At 69.7% G+C, this 14,539-nt stretch carries 14 protein-coding genes; 8 read left to right on the top strand and 6 right to left on the bottom strand.

What is annotated here, in order from left to right; all coding sequences use genetic code 11:
* Position 1: 1 nt before the first annotated feature.
* Together rraA and aceA are read left to right on the top strand one after the other, a co-directional pair.
* Positions 2-481, top strand: a complete 480-nt coding sequence (gene rraA / locus ACZ5PP_RS18495; RefSeq protein ID WP_004321254.1) for a ribonuclease E activity regulator RraA — start codon at positions 2-4, stop codon at positions 479-481.
* A 378-nt stretch (positions 482-859) separates the two neighbouring features.
* Positions 860-2,173, top strand: a complete 1,314-nt coding sequence (gene aceA, locus ACZ5PP_RS18490; RefSeq protein WP_004321256.1) for an isocitrate lyase — start codon at positions 860-862, stop codon at positions 2,171-2,173.
* A 257-nt stretch (positions 2,174-2,430) separates the two neighbouring features.
* Here the strand turns inward: aceA and ACZ5PP_RS18485 are convergent, their stop codons facing one another.
* On the bottom strand, positions 2,431-2,970 hold the full coding sequence (locus tag ACZ5PP_RS18485; RefSeq protein WP_004321258.1) for a Spy/CpxP family protein refolding chaperone: 540 nt from the start codon (positions 2,968-2,970) through the stop codon (positions 2,431-2,433).
* Between the two features lie 196 nt (positions 2,971-3,166).
* Between ACZ5PP_RS18485 and ACZ5PP_RS18480 the strand changes: the two genes are divergently transcribed.
* Together ACZ5PP_RS18480 and ACZ5PP_RS18475 are read left to right on the top strand one after the other, a co-directional pair.
* Positions 3,167-3,937: a response regulator gene (locus ACZ5PP_RS18480; protein ID WP_004321260.1), complete on the top strand. Its 771-nt coding sequence runs from the start codon at positions 3,167-3,169 to the stop codon at positions 3,935-3,937.
* Positions 3,934-5,250 (top strand): ATP-binding protein, encoded by a 1,317-nt coding sequence (locus ACZ5PP_RS18475; protein WP_004321262.1) that lies wholly within the window; start codon positions 3,934-3,936, stop codon positions 5,248-5,250. The genes ACZ5PP_RS18480 and ACZ5PP_RS18475 overlap by 4 nt, the downstream gene beginning before the upstream one ends.
* Here the strand turns inward: ACZ5PP_RS18475 and ACZ5PP_RS18470 are convergent.
* A complete protein-coding gene (locus ACZ5PP_RS18470) occupies positions 5,202-6,764 on the bottom strand; it encodes a glycerol-3-phosphate dehydrogenase/oxidase (protein WP_012584935.1) in 1,563 nt (520 codons plus the stop codon). The genes ACZ5PP_RS18475 and ACZ5PP_RS18470 overlap by 49 nt on opposite strands.
* 22 nt (positions 6,765-6,786) lie before the next feature.
* On the bottom strand, positions 6,787-8,280 hold the full coding sequence (gene glpK, locus ACZ5PP_RS18465) for a glycerol kinase GlpK (protein ID WP_273422127.1): 1,494 nt from the start codon (positions 8,278-8,280) through the stop codon (positions 6,787-6,789).
* Between the two features lie 123 nt (positions 8,281-8,403).
* Here glpK and ACZ5PP_RS18460 point away from each other — a divergent pair, with 123 nt between their 5' ends.
* The 3 genes from ACZ5PP_RS18460 to ACZ5PP_RS18450 are packed head-to-tail and all read left to right on the top strand — an operon-like array spanning position 8,404 to position 10,564.
* Complete coding sequence (locus ACZ5PP_RS18460) at positions 8,404-9,276, top strand: DMT family transporter (protein WP_464826435.1); 873 nt, start codon at positions 8,404-8,406, stop codon at positions 9,274-9,276.
* 59 nt (positions 9,277-9,335) lie between these two features.
* Complete coding sequence (locus tag ACZ5PP_RS18455) at positions 9,336-9,713, top strand: SpoIIAA family protein (RefSeq protein ID WP_004317053.1); 378 nt, start codon at positions 9,336-9,338, stop codon at positions 9,711-9,713.
* Positions 9,710-10,564 carry a sulfurtransferase gene (locus ACZ5PP_RS18450; RefSeq protein ID WP_004317051.1) on the top strand — a complete coding sequence of 285 codons (855 nt, stop codon included), beginning with the start codon at positions 9,710-9,712 and terminating at the stop codon, positions 10,562-10,564. Before ACZ5PP_RS18455 ends, ACZ5PP_RS18450 begins: the two co-directional genes overlap by 4 nt.
* A gap of 54 nt (positions 10,565-10,618) precedes the next feature.
* On the opposite strand, the gene murI is transcribed toward ACZ5PP_RS18450, so the two are convergent.
* Both murI and tyrS read right to left on the bottom strand, forming a co-directional pair.
* On the bottom strand, positions 10,619-11,425 hold the full coding sequence (murI, locus tag ACZ5PP_RS18445; RefSeq protein WP_004317050.1) for a glutamate racemase: 807 nt from the start codon (positions 11,423-11,425) through the stop codon (positions 10,619-10,621).
* A 31-nt stretch (positions 11,426-11,456) separates the two neighbouring features.
* A complete protein-coding gene (gene tyrS / locus ACZ5PP_RS18440; protein ID WP_004317048.1) occupies positions 11,457-12,656 on the bottom strand; it encodes a tyrosine--tRNA ligase in 1,200 nt (399 codons plus the stop codon).
* A gap of 184 nt (positions 12,657-12,840) precedes the next feature.
* Between tyrS and ACZ5PP_RS18435 the strand changes: the two genes are divergently transcribed.
* Entirely contained in the window at positions 12,841-14,070 is a 1,230-nt protein-coding gene (locus ACZ5PP_RS18435; protein WP_004317046.1) for a peptidoglycan DD-metalloendopeptidase family protein, read from the top strand.
* Between the two features lie 67 nt (positions 14,071-14,137).
* Here ACZ5PP_RS18435 and erpA read toward each other — a convergent pair whose 3' ends face one another.
* Positions 14,138-14,488: an iron-sulfur cluster insertion protein ErpA gene (gene erpA / locus ACZ5PP_RS18430; RefSeq protein WP_004317044.1), complete on the bottom strand. Its 351-nt coding sequence runs from the start codon at positions 14,486-14,488 to the stop codon at positions 14,138-14,140.
* Positions 14,489-14,539: the final 51 nt, after the last annotated feature.

Genomic DNA, 14,539 nt, shown 5'->3' with positions numbered 1-14,539 from the left:
CATGAACATCCAGACCGCCGACCTCTGCGACGCGCACGAGGACAAGCTCGCCGTCGTCGCCCCCATGTTCGCCAGCTACGGCGGCCGCCCGTCCTTCGGTGGACCGATCGCCACGCTGAAGATCTTCGAGGACAACTCCTTCGTCCGCAAGGCACTGGAAGGACCCGGGAATGGCCGCGTGCTGGTGATCGACGGCGGCGCCTCGATGCGCTGCGCCCTGGTCGGCGACCAGCTCGCCGAACTCGCGGTGAAGAATGGCTGGGCCGGCATCCTCGTGTACGGCTGCATCCGCGACTCCAAGGCGATCGGCGAGATGGACCTCGGCGTCTTCGCCCTCGGCACCCACCCGAAGAAGACCGTCAAGCGCAACGTCGGCGAGGTTGACATCCCGGTGGGCTTCGGCGGCGTCACCTTCCAGCCCGGCCACCACGTCTACGCCGACGAGGACGGCGTGGTCGTAAGCGCGGAGCCCTTGCTCTGAGCGGCGCCGGGCTTGCTTCGCTGCCCATGTGAGGCCCTCGACGCACCGCAAGCGCCCGGAGGAGGGATCGCGACTCGCTTCGCGCCTACCGGAACCGCCGGGCGTGCAATGCAGCAGAGCGACGCCGCCTTTCCGTTTCACAGCGCTCCATTTCTTTTCACGATACAAAACGCGTTTAACAAGCCTTTGTTTTAGATAGAAAAGATTTTTTCTTATGTCTTATATAAGACATATTGCTGCTGCGCGGAATGCCTCCTATACTCTCTTCCCATCTGCAGTGTCCTTTCTCCCTCGAAAACCGCTGCAGCCGGAACACCGCGACCGGTGCCTGAACCCGCCGCGATGCCTGACCCCCTCCTGCATTCATAAGGACGCATCATGACCCTGACCCGCGAACAGCAAATCGCCGCCCTCGAAAAAGACTGGGCCGAGAATCCCCGTTGGAAAGGCATCAAGCGCGGCTACTCCGCGGCCGACGTGGTCCGCCTGCGTGGCAGCCTGCAGCCCGAGTACACCCTGGCCCAGCGTGGTGCCAAGCTGCTGTGGGAGCGTGTCAATGGCGGCGCCAAGAAGGGCTATGTGAACGCCTTCGGCGCGATCACCGCCGGTCAGGCGATGCAGCAGGCCAAGGCCGGTCTCGAAGCCGTGTATCTGTCCGGCTGGCAGGTCGCCGCCGACGGCAACACCTCCGAGACCATGTATCCCGACCAGTCGCTGTACGCCTACGACTCGGTCCCGACCATGGTTCGCCGCATCAACAACACCTTCAAGCGTGCCGACGAGATCCAGTGGTCGCGTGGCATCAACCCGGGCGACAAGGAATTCGTCGACTACTTCCTGCCGATCGTCGCCGACGCCGAGGCCGGTTTCGGCGGCGTGCTGAACGCCTTCGAGCTGATGAAGAACATGATCGCCGCCGGCGCCGCCGGTGTGCATTTCGAAGACCAGCTCGCTGCCGTGAAGAAGTGCGGCCACATGGGCGGCAAGGTGCTGGTGCCGACCCAGGAAGCCTGCGAGAAGCTGATCGCCGCCCGCTTCGCCGCCGACGTCATGGGTGTGCCGACCATCATCCTGGCCCGCACCGACGCCGAAGCCGCCAACCTCATCACCTCCGACCACGACGCCAACGACAAGCCCTTCCTTACCGGTGAGCGCACCCAGGAAGGCTTCTACCGTGTCAAGAACGGCCTCGAGCAATCGATCAGCCGCGGCGTCGCCTACGCCCCCTACGCCGACCTGGTGTGGTGCGAGACCGGTACCCCGGACCTGGGCTTCGCCCGCGAGTTCGCCCAGGCCGTGCATGCCGCCCACCCCGGCAAGCTGCTGTCCTACAACTGCTCGCCGTCCTTCAACTGGAAGAAGAACCTGGACGACAAGACCATCGCCAAGTTCCAGGACGAACTCTCGGCGCTGGGCTACAAGTACCAGTTCATCACCCTGGCCGGCATCCACATCAACTGGTTCAACACCTTCAAGTTCGCCCACGCCTACGCCCGCGGCGAAGGCATGAAGCACTACACCGAGATGGTGCAGGAACCGGAATTCGCCGCTCGCGAGCAGGGCTACACCTTCGTGTCGCACCAGCAGGAAGTCGGCGCCGGCTACTTCGACGACGTCACCACCGTGATCCAGGGTGGCTCGTCCTCGGTCAAGGCGCTGACGGGCTCGACCGAAGAAGAGCAGTTCCACTAAGAGACTGCTTCCCTCATAACGGGGGAGGAGACGGAAGGCCACCCTGCGGGGTGGCCTTTTTCGTTTTTCGACGATGACCCGCAAACCGATCTGGCGTCATCGCACCCGCAGTTCCCGCAGAGCCACGCAGGATCCGGGCGGGACTGCAGTGTGCGGGACCGCCCGATCGCGACTTGCGCCGCGCCTGCCCGAATACACCGGGGCCCTCCCGAAGGACGGCCCCGGACCTCGAGACAAGCCGCGGATGCGGCGAGGCGTCAGCCGCGGCCCGGCCCCATGCTGCCACCGTCGCGCGGACCGCCGCCCTTCATGCCGCGCTCGCCCTTGCGGCCCATCTTCTCGAACTCCGCATCGAACACCGTCTTCTGCGCATCGCTCAGCGTCGCATAGAAGGTCTCGACCGACTTGCGCGCCTCGCCCATCTCGGCCTGGCGCAGCTTGCTCATCTCCTCCATGCGCTGCATGCGCTCGATCGCCGTCTTCGGCGGCTCGGCGGCGCGGCGCTCGGCCATCATGCTGCCCATGCGCTCGGCGCGCGACTTCATGTCGGCCTTGAAGCGCTCGAAGGCGGGCTTCTGCTCGGGCGCCAGGGCCAGCGCCAGTTCGAGGCGTGCCATGTGCAGCTCGGCGCGCGCGGCCATCTTCGCCTTCATCTGCTCGGGCGCCATCTGCGACCAGCCGGCCTTGCCGCCGCGCGGGCCGTCGCAATGGCCGCCCCAGGCCAGCGCTGCGGTGCTGCCGATGGCGCCGGTGGCGATGATGGCGGCGGCGATCGAGGTCTTGATCCAGTTTTTCATGATGGCTCTCCTGTGGGTTGCTTGTCCGTGTTGCCCGTCCGTTCGGGCGACGGAGCCATTTGAACACCGCGATGTAAGCCGGATTTGTCCGCGCGGCACGCGTTTGCAGCCTGATGTCTCGGCAGCGCCCGCAGATACGCTGGGATACAAAGCCGGACCCACCCCGCCTTATGATCCAGGCCATGGAGAACACCGCATGAATACGTCCGACCACATCCTCATCGTCGACGACGACCGTGACATCCGCCAGCTGCTTGCCGACTACCTCGAGAAGCAGGGACTGCGCTGCACCACCGCGGCCGACGGGCGCGAGATGAAGGCAGCGCTCGAGACCCACCGCATCGACCTCATCGTGCTCGACCTGATGATGCCCGGCGAGGATGGACTCACCCTGTGCCGCAACCTGCGCGCGAGCGGCGGGCCGCACGCCAACACCCCGATCCTGATGCTCACCGCGCGCGGCGAGGACATGGACCGCATCATCGGCCTCGAGATGGGTGCCGACGACTACCTCGCCAAGCCCTTCGTGCCGCGCGAGCTCTTCGCCCGCATCCGCGCGGTGCTGCGCCGCACCCGCGCGTTGCCGCCCAACCTCGACGCCGCCCCGCCCGCCAACGCGCGCCTGCTGCGCTTCGCGCACTGGCGCCTGGACACGATCAACCGCCACCTGGTCGACGCCGAGGGCACGGTGGTCGCGCTCTCCGGCGCCGAGTACCGCATGCTCGCGGTCTTCCTGTCGCACCCGCAGAAGGTGCTGTCGCGCGACCAGCTCATGGAACTCACCCAGGGACGCGAGGCCGACGTGTTCGATCGCTCGATCGACCTGCTGGTGAGCCGGCTGCGCCAGCGCCTCGGCGACAACGCGCGCGAACCGGCGATCATCAAGACCGTGCGCAACGAGGGCTACGTGCTCGCCGCCGAGGTCGTCGCCGAGACCGCGGACACCGACGGGAGCGGCGCGCGATGAGCCTGCCGCTGCCGCGCAGCCTGTTCGCCCGCCTGATGCTGATCTGGCTGGTCGGCATGACACTCGTGCTGGCGGTGAGCCTCGCGCTCTTCCTCGGCGAGCGCGAGCGCATCGGGCGCAGTGCGCTGTTCGAGGGCGTGGCGCAGGAGATCGCCAGCGTCGCCGAGCTGCTCGACCGCATGTCGCCGCCCGAGCGCGAGCGCTGGATCGACGAGATCGGCCGCCGCCGCCTGCGCCTCGCGCTGCGCCCACCGCACGATCACCTGCGTCCGCTAGCCGACGACCACCCGCTGCAGACCGCGTTGCGCGAGGCCATGCCGCAACGCCCGGCCACGCTGTACACCCATCCGCGCGACGACCGCCCCCACCCCGGCCTGGCGATCGTGCTCGCGCTCGCCGACGGCACCCCGCTGCAGGTCCGCCTGCCGGGCATCCCGCCGTTGCCGCCGATCATGCCGCATCAGCGCGGCCCCTTCCTCGCCGCCCTCGCCGCGCTGGTGCTGGGGGTAGGCTTGCTCACCTGGATCGCGGTGCGCATCGCCACCCGGCCGCTGTCGCGCATGGCGGAGGCGGCGCGCGCGCTCGGCGAGGACCCGACGCGCGCACCCATGGACACGCGCGGCCCCACCGAGGTCGCCCAGGCCGCCGCCGCCTTCAACCAGATGCAGCAGCGTGTCGCCGAGCACGTCGCCGAGCGTACCCGCATCCTGGCAGCGATCTCCCACGACCTGCAGACGCCGATCACCCGCCTGCGCCTGCGCGCCGAAATGGTCGACGACGAGGGCCTGCGCGCGCGCATCCAGTCCGACCTCGACGCCATGCAGGGCCTGGTGAAGGAAGGCCTCGCCTACGCGCGCAGCCTGGACGAACGCAGTCCGGCGCAGGCGATCGAGCTCGGCCCCCTGCTGCAGGCCCTCGCCGAGGATGCGCGCGACATGGGCTGGACCGTGCGCGTGCCCGAGGGAGCGCAGGGCCGCATCGTCGGCAACCCCTCGGCGCTGCGCCGCGCGCTGTGGAACCTCATCGAGAACGCAGTGAAGTTCGGCGGCAAGGTCGAGGTGGCGCTGGCCTGCGTGGGCGAGCACTGCGAGATCCGCGTCCGCGACCACGGCCCCGGCCTCGCGGAGGACGAGCTCGAGAAGGTGTTCGAGCCCTTCTACCGCACCGAAGCCTCGCGCAACCGCGAGACCGGTGGGACCGGGCTCGGGCTGGCGATCACGCGCAACCTGCTGCATGCCCAGGGCGGCGAGGTCACGCTGCGCAATCACCCCGACGGCGGGCTGGAGGCGGTCGTGCGGCTGCGCGTGCCGTAGCGCGCGGCGAGCGCGCGGAAGGTCGCGAGCTCGGCCGCGCGCCGCTGCGCGCTCCAGCCGAGTTCCGCCGCGAGGAGGTCGGCCACAGCAGGCGCCACCGCCGCGGCCGCCGCGGCATCGAGGAAAAGCGCGCGGCTGCGGCGCGCGAGCACGTCCTCGACGGAAAGGGCGAAGTCCTCGCGCAGCGCGCGCCGCACCGCCGCGGCGCCGGGCAGCACGCCGGGGGGAAGCCCCGGAGGCGCGCCCGGCAAGTCCGCCTCGCCCGCCTCCCCCGCGCACACTCCGCAATCGAGCGCCAGCGAGGCGGTCGGCGATGCCCGCCGCGCCAGCCCGCCTACCACCTCGGCCGCATCTACCGCCTGCTCGGCCATGGCGCGATAGGTGGTCCATTTGCCGCCCAGCACGCTGACCAGGCCCTGCGCCGAGACCTCGACGCGGTGCTCGCGCGAGAGCCGGCTGCTTGCACCATCGCCTCCATCCTCGCCGAGCAAGGGCCGCAGGCCGACGAAGACGCTGCGCACGGCCTCGCGCGCCGGCGGCCGACGCAGCCAGCGCGCAGCGGCGGCCAGCAGCTCGTCCACCTCGCCCGCGAGCGGCTCGGGCTCCGCCGGCGTATCGGCGCGCGGGGTGTCGGTGGTGCCGATCAGCACCTTTCCGCACCAGGGAATCATGAACAGCACGCGTCCGTCCGGGGTGCGCGGCACCAGCAGCGCGTCGCTGCCGGGCAGACAGTCGGCGTCGACCACCAGATGCACGCCCTGGCTCGGGCGCAGCAGCGCGCGGGCGGCCGGATCGGCACGTCGGCGCAGCGTGTCGCCCCACACCCCGGTGGCGTTGATCACCGCGCGCGCAGCGACATGGTGCGCTTGCCCACCCTCGGCCTCGCGCACCACCACGCCGCGCAGCCGACCGTCTTCCACCACCAGCTCGTGCGCGGCGCAGTGGTTGAGCAGCAGCGCACCGTGGGCGCTCGCCGTGCGCGCCAGCGCGAGCGCCAGGCCGGCGTCGTCGAACTGGGCATCGCGGAAGGCCACGCCGCCGCCCAGCCCCTCCTCGCGCAATCCGGGCAGCGCCGCATGCAGCCCGGCTGCGTCGAGCAGCGTGCAGCCGCCCAGCCCGTCCCGACCCGCGAGCGCGTCGTAGGCGCCGAGCCCGAGACGCAGCAGGAGCCGCTCCGCCAGGTTGCGCGCCGGCACCACGAAGCGCAGCGGATGCACCAGCGCGGGCGCGTTGCGCAGCAGGCGCCCGCGCTCGCGCAAGGCTTCGCGCACCAGGCCGATGCGGCCCTGGGCGAGGTAGCGCACGCCGCCGTGGATCAGCTTGGTCGAGCGCGAGCTGGTGCCGGCGGCGAAGTCGCGCGCCTCCACCAGCAGCACCGAATGGCCACGCGCCGCCGCGTCGAGCGCGCAGCCCAGCCCGGTGGCACCGCCGCCGACCACGACGAGGTCGACCGCGCGCGCGTCGGCGAGGCGGGCGAGAAGCCGACGACGGGCGTGCGGATGGACGGATTCCATGAGCGCGACCGGCGCGAGCCGCTCAGTCCTGCGCCCACGCCCGCGCACGCTCGACCGCGCGCACCCACACGGCGCGTGCCTCGTCACGCCGTGCCGCCGGCCAGCGTGGCTCGAAGCGGCGGTCGAGTTGCCAGTGCGTGGCGATCTCCTGCGGCCGCTTCCACAGCCCGCAGCCAAGCGCAGCCAGGCAGGCGGCGCCGAAGGCGGTGGTCTCGAGCAGGCGCGGACGCAGCACCGGCACGCCGAGCAGGTCGGCCTGCATCTGCATCAGCAGGTCGTTGGCCGCGGCGCCGCCATCGACGCGCAGCTCGGCGAGCGGCGCGGCGCCGTCGCGTGCCATCGCCTGGACGAGGTCGGCGCTCTGCATGGCGATCGCCTCCAGTGCCGCACGCGCGATGTGCGCCGCACCGCTGCCACGCGACAGGCCGAGCAGGGTGCCGCGCGCGTGCGGGTCCCAGTACGGCGCGCCCAGCCCGGTGAAGGCCGGCACCAGCACCACCCCACCGCTGTCGGGCACGCTCGCCGCCAAGGCCTCGACCTCGGACGCGCGCTTCACCAGCCCGAGGCCGTCACGCAACCACTGCACCACCGCACCGCCCATGAACACGCTGCCCTCGAGCGCGTAGCTGGGCGCCGCATCCACCCCGGTCCACCCCACGGTGGTCAATAGCCGGTGCGCGGACGCCACCGGCACATGGCCGGTGTTCATGAGCAGGAAGCAGCCGGTGCCGTAGGTGTTCTTCGCCATGCCCGGGGCGAGGCAGGCCTGGCCGAAGGTCGCCGCCTGCTGGTCGCCGCCGATGCCGGCGATCGGGATCGCGGCACCGAACAGCGCCGGATCGGTCTCGCCGCACACCCCGCTGCTCGCCACCACGCGCGGCAGCAGCACGGGCGGGATGCGGAAGCGCTCGAGCAACACCGGATCCCAGTCCAGCGTGTGGAGGTTGAAGAGCAGCGTGCGCGCGGCGTTGCCCGCATCGGTCAGGTGCAGCCGGCCGCCGCTCAGATGCCACAGCAGCCAGCTGTCGATGGTGCCGAAGGCGAGCTCGCCGCGCTCGGCGCGCACGCGCGCATCGGGGACGTGGTCGAGCAGCCAGGCGAGCTTGGTGGCGGAGAAATAGGGATCGAGCTCCAGCCCGGTGCGCGCGCGCACGTCCTCTGCGCAGCCCGCGGCGCGCAGGCGCTCGCACTCTACCGCGGTGCGGCGGTCCTGCCAGACGATCGCGGGGGCGAGGGCGCGTCCACTGGCGCGCTCCCACAGCACGGTGGTCTCGCGCTGGTTGGCGATGCCGATCGCCGCCACCTCGCGTGCGGCCACGCCGGCATTGGCGAGCGCCTCGCGGGCGCAGTCGAGCTGGGTACGCAGGATGTCCTGGGGATCGTGCTCGACCCGGTCGGGCGCAGGGAAGTGCTGCGCGAATGCCTGCTGGGCGAGGCCGCGCACGCGGCCATCGGCGTCGAACACGATCGCGCGCGAGCTGGTGGTGCCCTGGTCGAGGGCGAGCAGGTAGGCCATGGCGACTCCGCACGGGGGCTGACCGCGATACCGCGAGCCTAGCGCCGGACGCGCCCCGCCGCCACCCGGGAAAGCCACGATGTGATTCAATGGAGTCCCCTTCGTTGCAGCGCAACAACCGCCATGCCCGCCTTCTGGATGATCGTCTCCTGCTTCCTGTTCGCCTGCATGGGCGTGTGCGTGAAGCTCGCCTCGGGGGCGTTCTCGACCGGCGAGATCGTGTTCTGGCGTGGGCTCGTGAGCATGCTGATGATGGTCGGACTGGCGGCGAGCCGCGGTATCGGCCTGAAGACGCCGCACTGGAAGATGCACCTGTCGCGCAGCGTGTCGGGCTCGATCGCGCTCGGCTGCTACTTCTTCGCGATCGGCCTGCTGCCGCTGGCGACCGCGGTCACGCTCAACTACACCTCGCCGCTCTTCGTCGCCCTGGTGCTGGCGCTGTTCTTCGGCGAGCGCCTGCGCGCCATCGCCGTGCTCGCGATCCTCGCCGGCTTCGCCGGCGTGGTATTGCTGCTGCGCCCCACGCTGCAGCCCGAGCAATGGCTGGGCGCGCTCGCCGGACTGGGCTCGGGTGCCCTGGCCAGCCTCGCCTACGTGAGCCTGCGCGAGCTCGGCCGTGCCGGCGAGCCGGAAGTTCGCACGGTGTTCTGGTTCTCGGTGATGACCTCGACGATGGGCCTGGCGTGGGCACTCGCCGGCGAGTTGCACCGCCCCGATGCCGGGCAACTCGCCACGCTGCTCGGCGTCGGCCTCTTCGGTGGGCTCGCCCAGCTCGCGATGACGCGCTCCTACCGCTACGGGCGCACCGTGGTGTCGGCCAACCTGAGCTACGCCACCGTGATCTTCGCCAGCGTGTTCGGCATGCTGCTGTGGAACGAACTCATGCCGGCCTCGTCCTGGCTCGCGGTCGGCCTGATCGTGGCCGGCGCGATCGGCGTCTCGCTCGCCACCCCGAAGCCGGCACCGCTGCCGGCCCGTGCCGTCGCGACGGATTGAGCCCCGCCGGTGCGCGGACTATAGTGGGGGCATCTCCGATCACCTCCAGGGAGGCTGCCATGATCAGCACCGAGAGCACCGACAAACTCGTCTCGCTCGTCGTCTTCGGCGAATTCACCCTCGCCGACTACAAGGAGTTCGAAGACGTGGTCAATTACCGGGTGCAGTTCAGCGGACCGGTCGACCTGCTCTTCGACCTGCGCCAGATGGCGGGCTTCACGCTCGACGTGGCGTGGGAGGAGATCAAGTTCTCGCGCCAGCACGCGGGCGATTTCCGCCGCATCGCGGTACTCACGGAAGACCAGTGGCTGACCTGGAGCGCATGGGTGTCGCAGCTCTTCGTCACCGCCGAGGTCAAGGTCTTCGACGACGAGGACGAGGCACGCGCCTGGCTCGCCGCCGAAACGACCGCAGAGACCACGGGAAGCGCGCAGTGAACGCTTCCTACGCGACGCTGATCGGTGCGATCGATCTCGCGCAGCACCTGCGCGACGCCGACTGGGTCGTGTTCGACTGCCGTGCCGACCTCGTCGATCCGGTCTTCGGCCAGCGCGCCTACGACGTCGCGCACGTGCCGGGGGCCTTTTTCATCGACCTGGAGACCGGGTTGTCGGGGCCGAAGACCGGCCGCAACGGCCGTCACCCCCTGCCCGATCCCGCCAGCCTCGCCGCCCGGCTCGCCGCCTGCGGCGTGGGCAACCATAGCCAGGTGGTCGCCTACGACGACGCCGGCGGCATGTTCGCCGCGCGCCTGTGGTGGATGCTGCGCTGGCTCGGCCATCATCGCGTCGCGGTACTCGATGGCGGCCTGCAGGCCTGGATGGCGGCCGGGCTCGCGCTCGACGACGAGCCGCCGCGTGCGCGCCCCGCGACCTATACGCTGGCGCTGCGTCCGGACCGGGTCGATACCCAGTACGTGCAGCAACATCTCGGCCGCCGCGACATGCTGCTGCTCGATGCGCGCAGCCCCGACCGCTTCCGCGGCGAGAACGAGGTGCTCGATCCGGTGGGCGGGCACATCCCCGGCGCACGCAACCGCTTCTTCCGCGACAACCTCGACGCGCGCGGCTGCTTCAAGCAGGCCTCGGTACTGCGCGAAGAGTTCGCCAGCCTGCTCGGCGCATACACGCCGCGCCAGGTGGTGCACCAGTGCGGCTCGGGCGTCACCGCCTGCGTGAACCTGCTCGCGATGGAGGCCGCCGGGCTGACCGGCTCGCGCCTGTATGCGGGTTCGTGGAGCGAGTGGTGCGCAGATCCCACGCGGCCGATGGCACGCGGCCCGGCCTGAAAGCGCGCGGGCCGCCCAGGGCGGCCCGGACCTCCCCGCGTCGCAAGCGACGCACTACCAATCGACCTTCTCCACCGCACCGAGCGAACGCCCCAGAAAGCGCTCGCCGATGGTCTGGAAGCGCAGCGGCACGTCGCTCACCACGAAGCGGTAATCTGCGACGCCCCCGCCACCGCGCGCCAGCCCGGACAGCTGCAGGCGCTCGGCGGCCAACTCCGCGGTGGTCAGCGCCGAGTCGATCAGGCGCACGCGCGCCCCGGCGACGTCGCGTAGCAGGGGCTTGAGCAGCGGGTAATGGGTGCAGCCCAGCACGAGGCTGTCGACCTCCTCGGCGAGCACCGGGCGCAGGTATTCCTGCGCGGTGAGGCGGGTCACCTCGTGGTCCAGCCAGCCTTCCTCGACCAGCGGCACGAACAGCGGGCAGGCCTGGGAATACACCCGCACCGCCGGATCGAGTTCGTGCATGCGGCGCGCGTAGGCGTTGCTGTTGATCGTGGTCGGCGTGCCAATGACACCGATGCGCCGTCCCGGCGAGGCCGCCACCGCGGCGCGCGCGCCGGCCTCGATGACGTCGAGCACCGGGATGCCGGCGGCCAGCCGGTGCACCACGTCCGCCGCCACCGCCGCCATGGTGTTGCACGCGATGATCAGCATCTTGACGTCGCGCTGCAGCAGGAATTCGGTGATCTGCGCGGTGAAGTGCTCGATCGTGGCGACCGACTTCACCCCGTAGGGCACGCGCGCGGTGTCGCCGAAGTAGACGATGTCCTCGAGCGGCAGGCGCTCCATGAGCGCGCGCACCACGGTGAGCCCGCCGACGCCGGAATCGAACACCCCGATCGGGCGCGCAGCCGCGCTCATCGCCCGCCCCCGCTGCAGGGGACGAGATCGGTCAAGACAGCACCACCGAGGCGAACTTGCGCTTGCCCACCTGCAGCACCACGGTCTCGCCGGCACGCAGCAGCAGGCCCTTGTCTTCGGCGCGCTCGCCGTCGATGCGCACCCCGCCCTGCTCCACCATGCGCATCGCCTCGGAGGTGGTGCCGGTGAGCCCGGCCTGCTTGAGCACCTGGAACAGCGGCAGGCCGCCGGCGCCCACGTTCACATTGACCTGCGGGATGTCATCGGGGATCGCGTTGCGCTGGAAGCGTGCCTCGAAGTCGGCAAGCGCCTCCTCGGCCGCACGCTGGCCGTGGAAGCGGGCGACGAACTCCATCGCCAGCATCACCTTGACGTCGCGGGGATTGCGCCCGCCCTCGACGTCGGCGCGCAGCTGCGCGATCTCGGCGCTGGAGCGGAAGGACAGCAGCTCGTAGTAGCGCCACATCAGGGTGTCGGACACCGACATGGTCTTGCCGAAGATCTCCTTGGCCGGCTCGGCGATGCCGATGTAGTTGCCGAGCGACTTGGACATCTTGTTGACGCCGTCCAGGCCCTCGAGCAGCGGCACCATCACCACGCACTGCGGCTCCTGCCCGTAATGCTTCTGCAGCTCGCGGCCCATCAGCAGGTTGAAGCGCTGGTCGGTGCCGCCGAGTTCGACGTCGGCCTTCATCGCCACCGAGTCGTAGCCCTGGCACAGCGGGTAGAGGAACTCGTGGATCGCGATCGGCTGGTTGTTGCCGTAGCGCTTGGCGAAGTCGTCGCGCTCGAGCATGCGCGCCACGGTCTGCTGCGCGGCCAGGCGGATCATGCCGGCGGCGCCGAGATCGTTCATCCAGGCCGAGTTGAAGCAGATCTCGGTCTTCTCCGGGTCGAGGATCTTGAACACCTGCTCCTGGTAGGTCCTGGCGTTCTCGAGGATCTGCTCGCGCGAGAGCGGCGGGCGCGTGCTGTTCTTGCCGCTGGGGTCGCCGATCATGCCGGTGAAGTCGCCGATCAGGAACTGGACCTGGTGACCGAGTTCCTGGAAGTGACGCATCTTGTTGATCAGGACCGTATGGCCGAGATGCAGATCGGGCGCGGTGGGGTCGAAGCCGGCCTTCACCCGCAGGGGCTTGCCGCGCTTGAGCTTCTCGACCAATTCGGCCTCGATCAGCACGGCGTCGGCGCCGCGCTTGATGAGGTCGATCGCCGCCTGAACATCAGACATTCAATTTCTCCAAAATTACTTTGCCGAACCGAAGCGCACCTTTGCTACACTTCCGCGACTTTTTTCCACATCCCAGCCCACCGAGACCATGAAGGCCAGAAAGACCCGAATTCTAGCCGATCTCCCGGCTCGTCTCCTCTCCCGCCCGCGAACCTGGGTTGCCGCCGGTATCACCGGGGTTTCCATGCTCGGGGTGGTCGCCGCGACCGCGGTCGCACCCGGCAGCCTGCCTTCGGACCTGCTCGTCGAGCGCGTCGTCGAGGCCCTGCCCGCGCCGGCGGTCACGCGCACCGGCACCGACGCCTCGCTACCCTTCGTCCATTACGAACGCATCCAGGCCGGCGACACGCTGCAGGCGATGTTCAACCGCCTGCGCATCGACGACGCCGAGGCGCTCGCCCACCTCTCCGCGTCCGATGCCGGCCGCAAGGCGCTGCGCCAGCTGCGCGCGGGCCGCTCGGTCACCGCGGTGGTGTCGCCGCAAGGCCGTCTGCTCAGCTTCTCGCTGCCGGTCGGCAACACGGACGCCGAGGTCGTCCTCGAACGCGACGACGCCGGCCTCGCGCTGCGTGAATCCAGCGGCGCCACCCAGACCACGATGGTCGAGATGCGCTCGGGTACGATCACCCACTCGCTTTTCGGCGCCACCGACGACGCCGGCCTGCCCGACAACGTGGCGACCCAGCTCGCCACCATCTTCGGCACCTGGATCGACTTCCACACCGACCTGCGCAAGGGCGACCGCTTCAACGTGGTCTACGAGGCCATCTACGAGGAAGGCAATCCGGTGCGCGCCGGGCGCATCCTCGCGGCCGAATTCATCAACAATGGCGACCGCCACGCGGTGGTGCTGTATCGCGGTCCGAGCGGCAAGGAGCAATACTACAGCGACGACGGCGAGAGCCTGCAGCAGGGCTTCCTGCGCTCGCCCCTGGAGTTCTCGCGCGTCAGCTCGAACTTCGGCCGCCGCCTGCATCCGATCCACGGCAACTGGCGCGACCACAACGGCACCGACTTCTCGGCACCCGTCGGCACCCCGGTGATGGCCACCTCGGACGCCACCATCGAGTTCATCGGCACCCAGCGTGGCTTCGGCAACCTGATCGTGCTCAAGCACCGCAGCGATATCACCACCCACTACGCCCACCTCAACGGCTTCGCCAAGGGCCTCGCCAAGGGGCAGGCGGTGAGCCAGGGCGATCTGATCGGCTACGTCGGCTGCACAGGCTGGTGCACCGGGCCGCACCTGCACTACGAGGTGCGCCTGAAGGACGTCCCCGCCGACCCGATGACGGTGGCGCTGCCGATGGCCGACTCCTTCAATGACCGGGAACTCGCCGCCTTCAAGCGCAACACCGCGCATCTGCGCCAGCGCTTCGCGCTGCTCAACTACGAACTCGCCGACGCACGCTGAGCACCGCACGGCCGGACCAAAGCAAACGGGGCGCCGCGGCGCCCCGTTTTGTTTGCGACAACCGCGTTCACACCGTGAACGACGAGCCGCAGCCGCAGGTGCTGGTCGCGTTCGGATTGCGGATCACGAACTGCGAGCCTTCCAGGCCTTCGGTGTAGTCGATCTCCGCGCCCACCAAGTACTGGTAGCTCATCGGATCGACCAGCAGCAGCACGCCGTTCTTCTCGAACGTGGTGTCGTCCTCGTTCACTTCCTCGTCGAAAGTGAAGCCGTACTGAAAGCCCGAACACCCGCCGCCCGACACGAAGACGCGCAGCTTGAGGTCGGGATTGCCTTCCTCTTCGATCAGCTCGCGAACCTTGTTCGCGGCGCTATCGGTAAAGACCATGATTTCCGGGGTTGCGACTTCTGCGCTCATGTTTTCTCCTCTGCTGGGGAACACCGCGGATGATGCGCCTTCCGCGGTTGA

Source organism: Thauera sp. DNT-1 (genome assembly GCF_055393985.1).
Note: the sequence above shows the minus strand (reverse complement) of the source record. Positions and strands in the feature narration are given on the sequence as shown.

Coding starts and splice junctions, on each gene's coding strand:
- rraA (WP_004321254.1), top strand. CDS start 2: ATGAACATCCAGACCGCCGACCTCTGCGACGCGCACGAGGACAAGCTC.
- aceA (WP_004321256.1), top strand. CDS start 860: ATGACCCTGACCCGCGAACAGCAAATCGCCGCCCTCGAAAAAGACTGG.
- ACZ5PP_RS18485 (WP_004321258.1), bottom strand. CDS start 2,970: ATGAAAAACTGGATCAAGACCTCGATCGCCGCCGCCATCATCGCCACC.
- ACZ5PP_RS18480 (WP_004321260.1), top strand. CDS start 3,167: ATGAATACGTCCGACCACATCCTCATCGTCGACGACGACCGTGACATC.
- ACZ5PP_RS18475 (WP_004321262.1), top strand. CDS start 3,934: ATGAGCCTGCCGCTGCCGCGCAGCCTGTTCGCCCGCCTGATGCTGATC.
- ACZ5PP_RS18470 (WP_012584935.1), bottom strand. CDS start 6,764: ATGGAATCCGTCCATCCGCACGCCCGTCGTCGGCTTCTCGCCCGCCTC.
- glpK (WP_273422127.1), bottom strand. CDS start 8,280: ATGGCCTACCTGCTCGCCCTCGACCAGGGCACCACCAGCTCGCGCGCG.
- ACZ5PP_RS18460 (WP_464826435.1), top strand. CDS start 8,404: ATGCCCGCCTTCTGGATGATCGTCTCCTGCTTCCTGTTCGCCTGCATG.
- ACZ5PP_RS18455 (WP_004317053.1), top strand. CDS start 9,336: ATGATCAGCACCGAGAGCACCGACAAACTCGTCTCGCTCGTCGTCTTC.
- murI (WP_004317050.1), bottom strand. CDS start 11,425: ATGAGCGCGGCTGCGCGCCCGATCGGGGTGTTCGATTCCGGCGTCGGC.
- tyrS (WP_004317048.1), bottom strand. CDS start 12,656: ATGTCTGATGTTCAGGCGGCGATCGACCTCATCAAGCGCGGCGCCGAC.
- ACZ5PP_RS18435 (WP_004317046.1), top strand. CDS start 12,841: ATGCTCGGGGTGGTCGCCGCGACCGCGGTCGCACCCGGCAGCCTGCCT.
- erpA (WP_004317044.1), bottom strand. CDS start 14,488: ATGAGCGCAGAAGTCGCAACCCCGGAAATCATGGTCTTTACCGATAGC.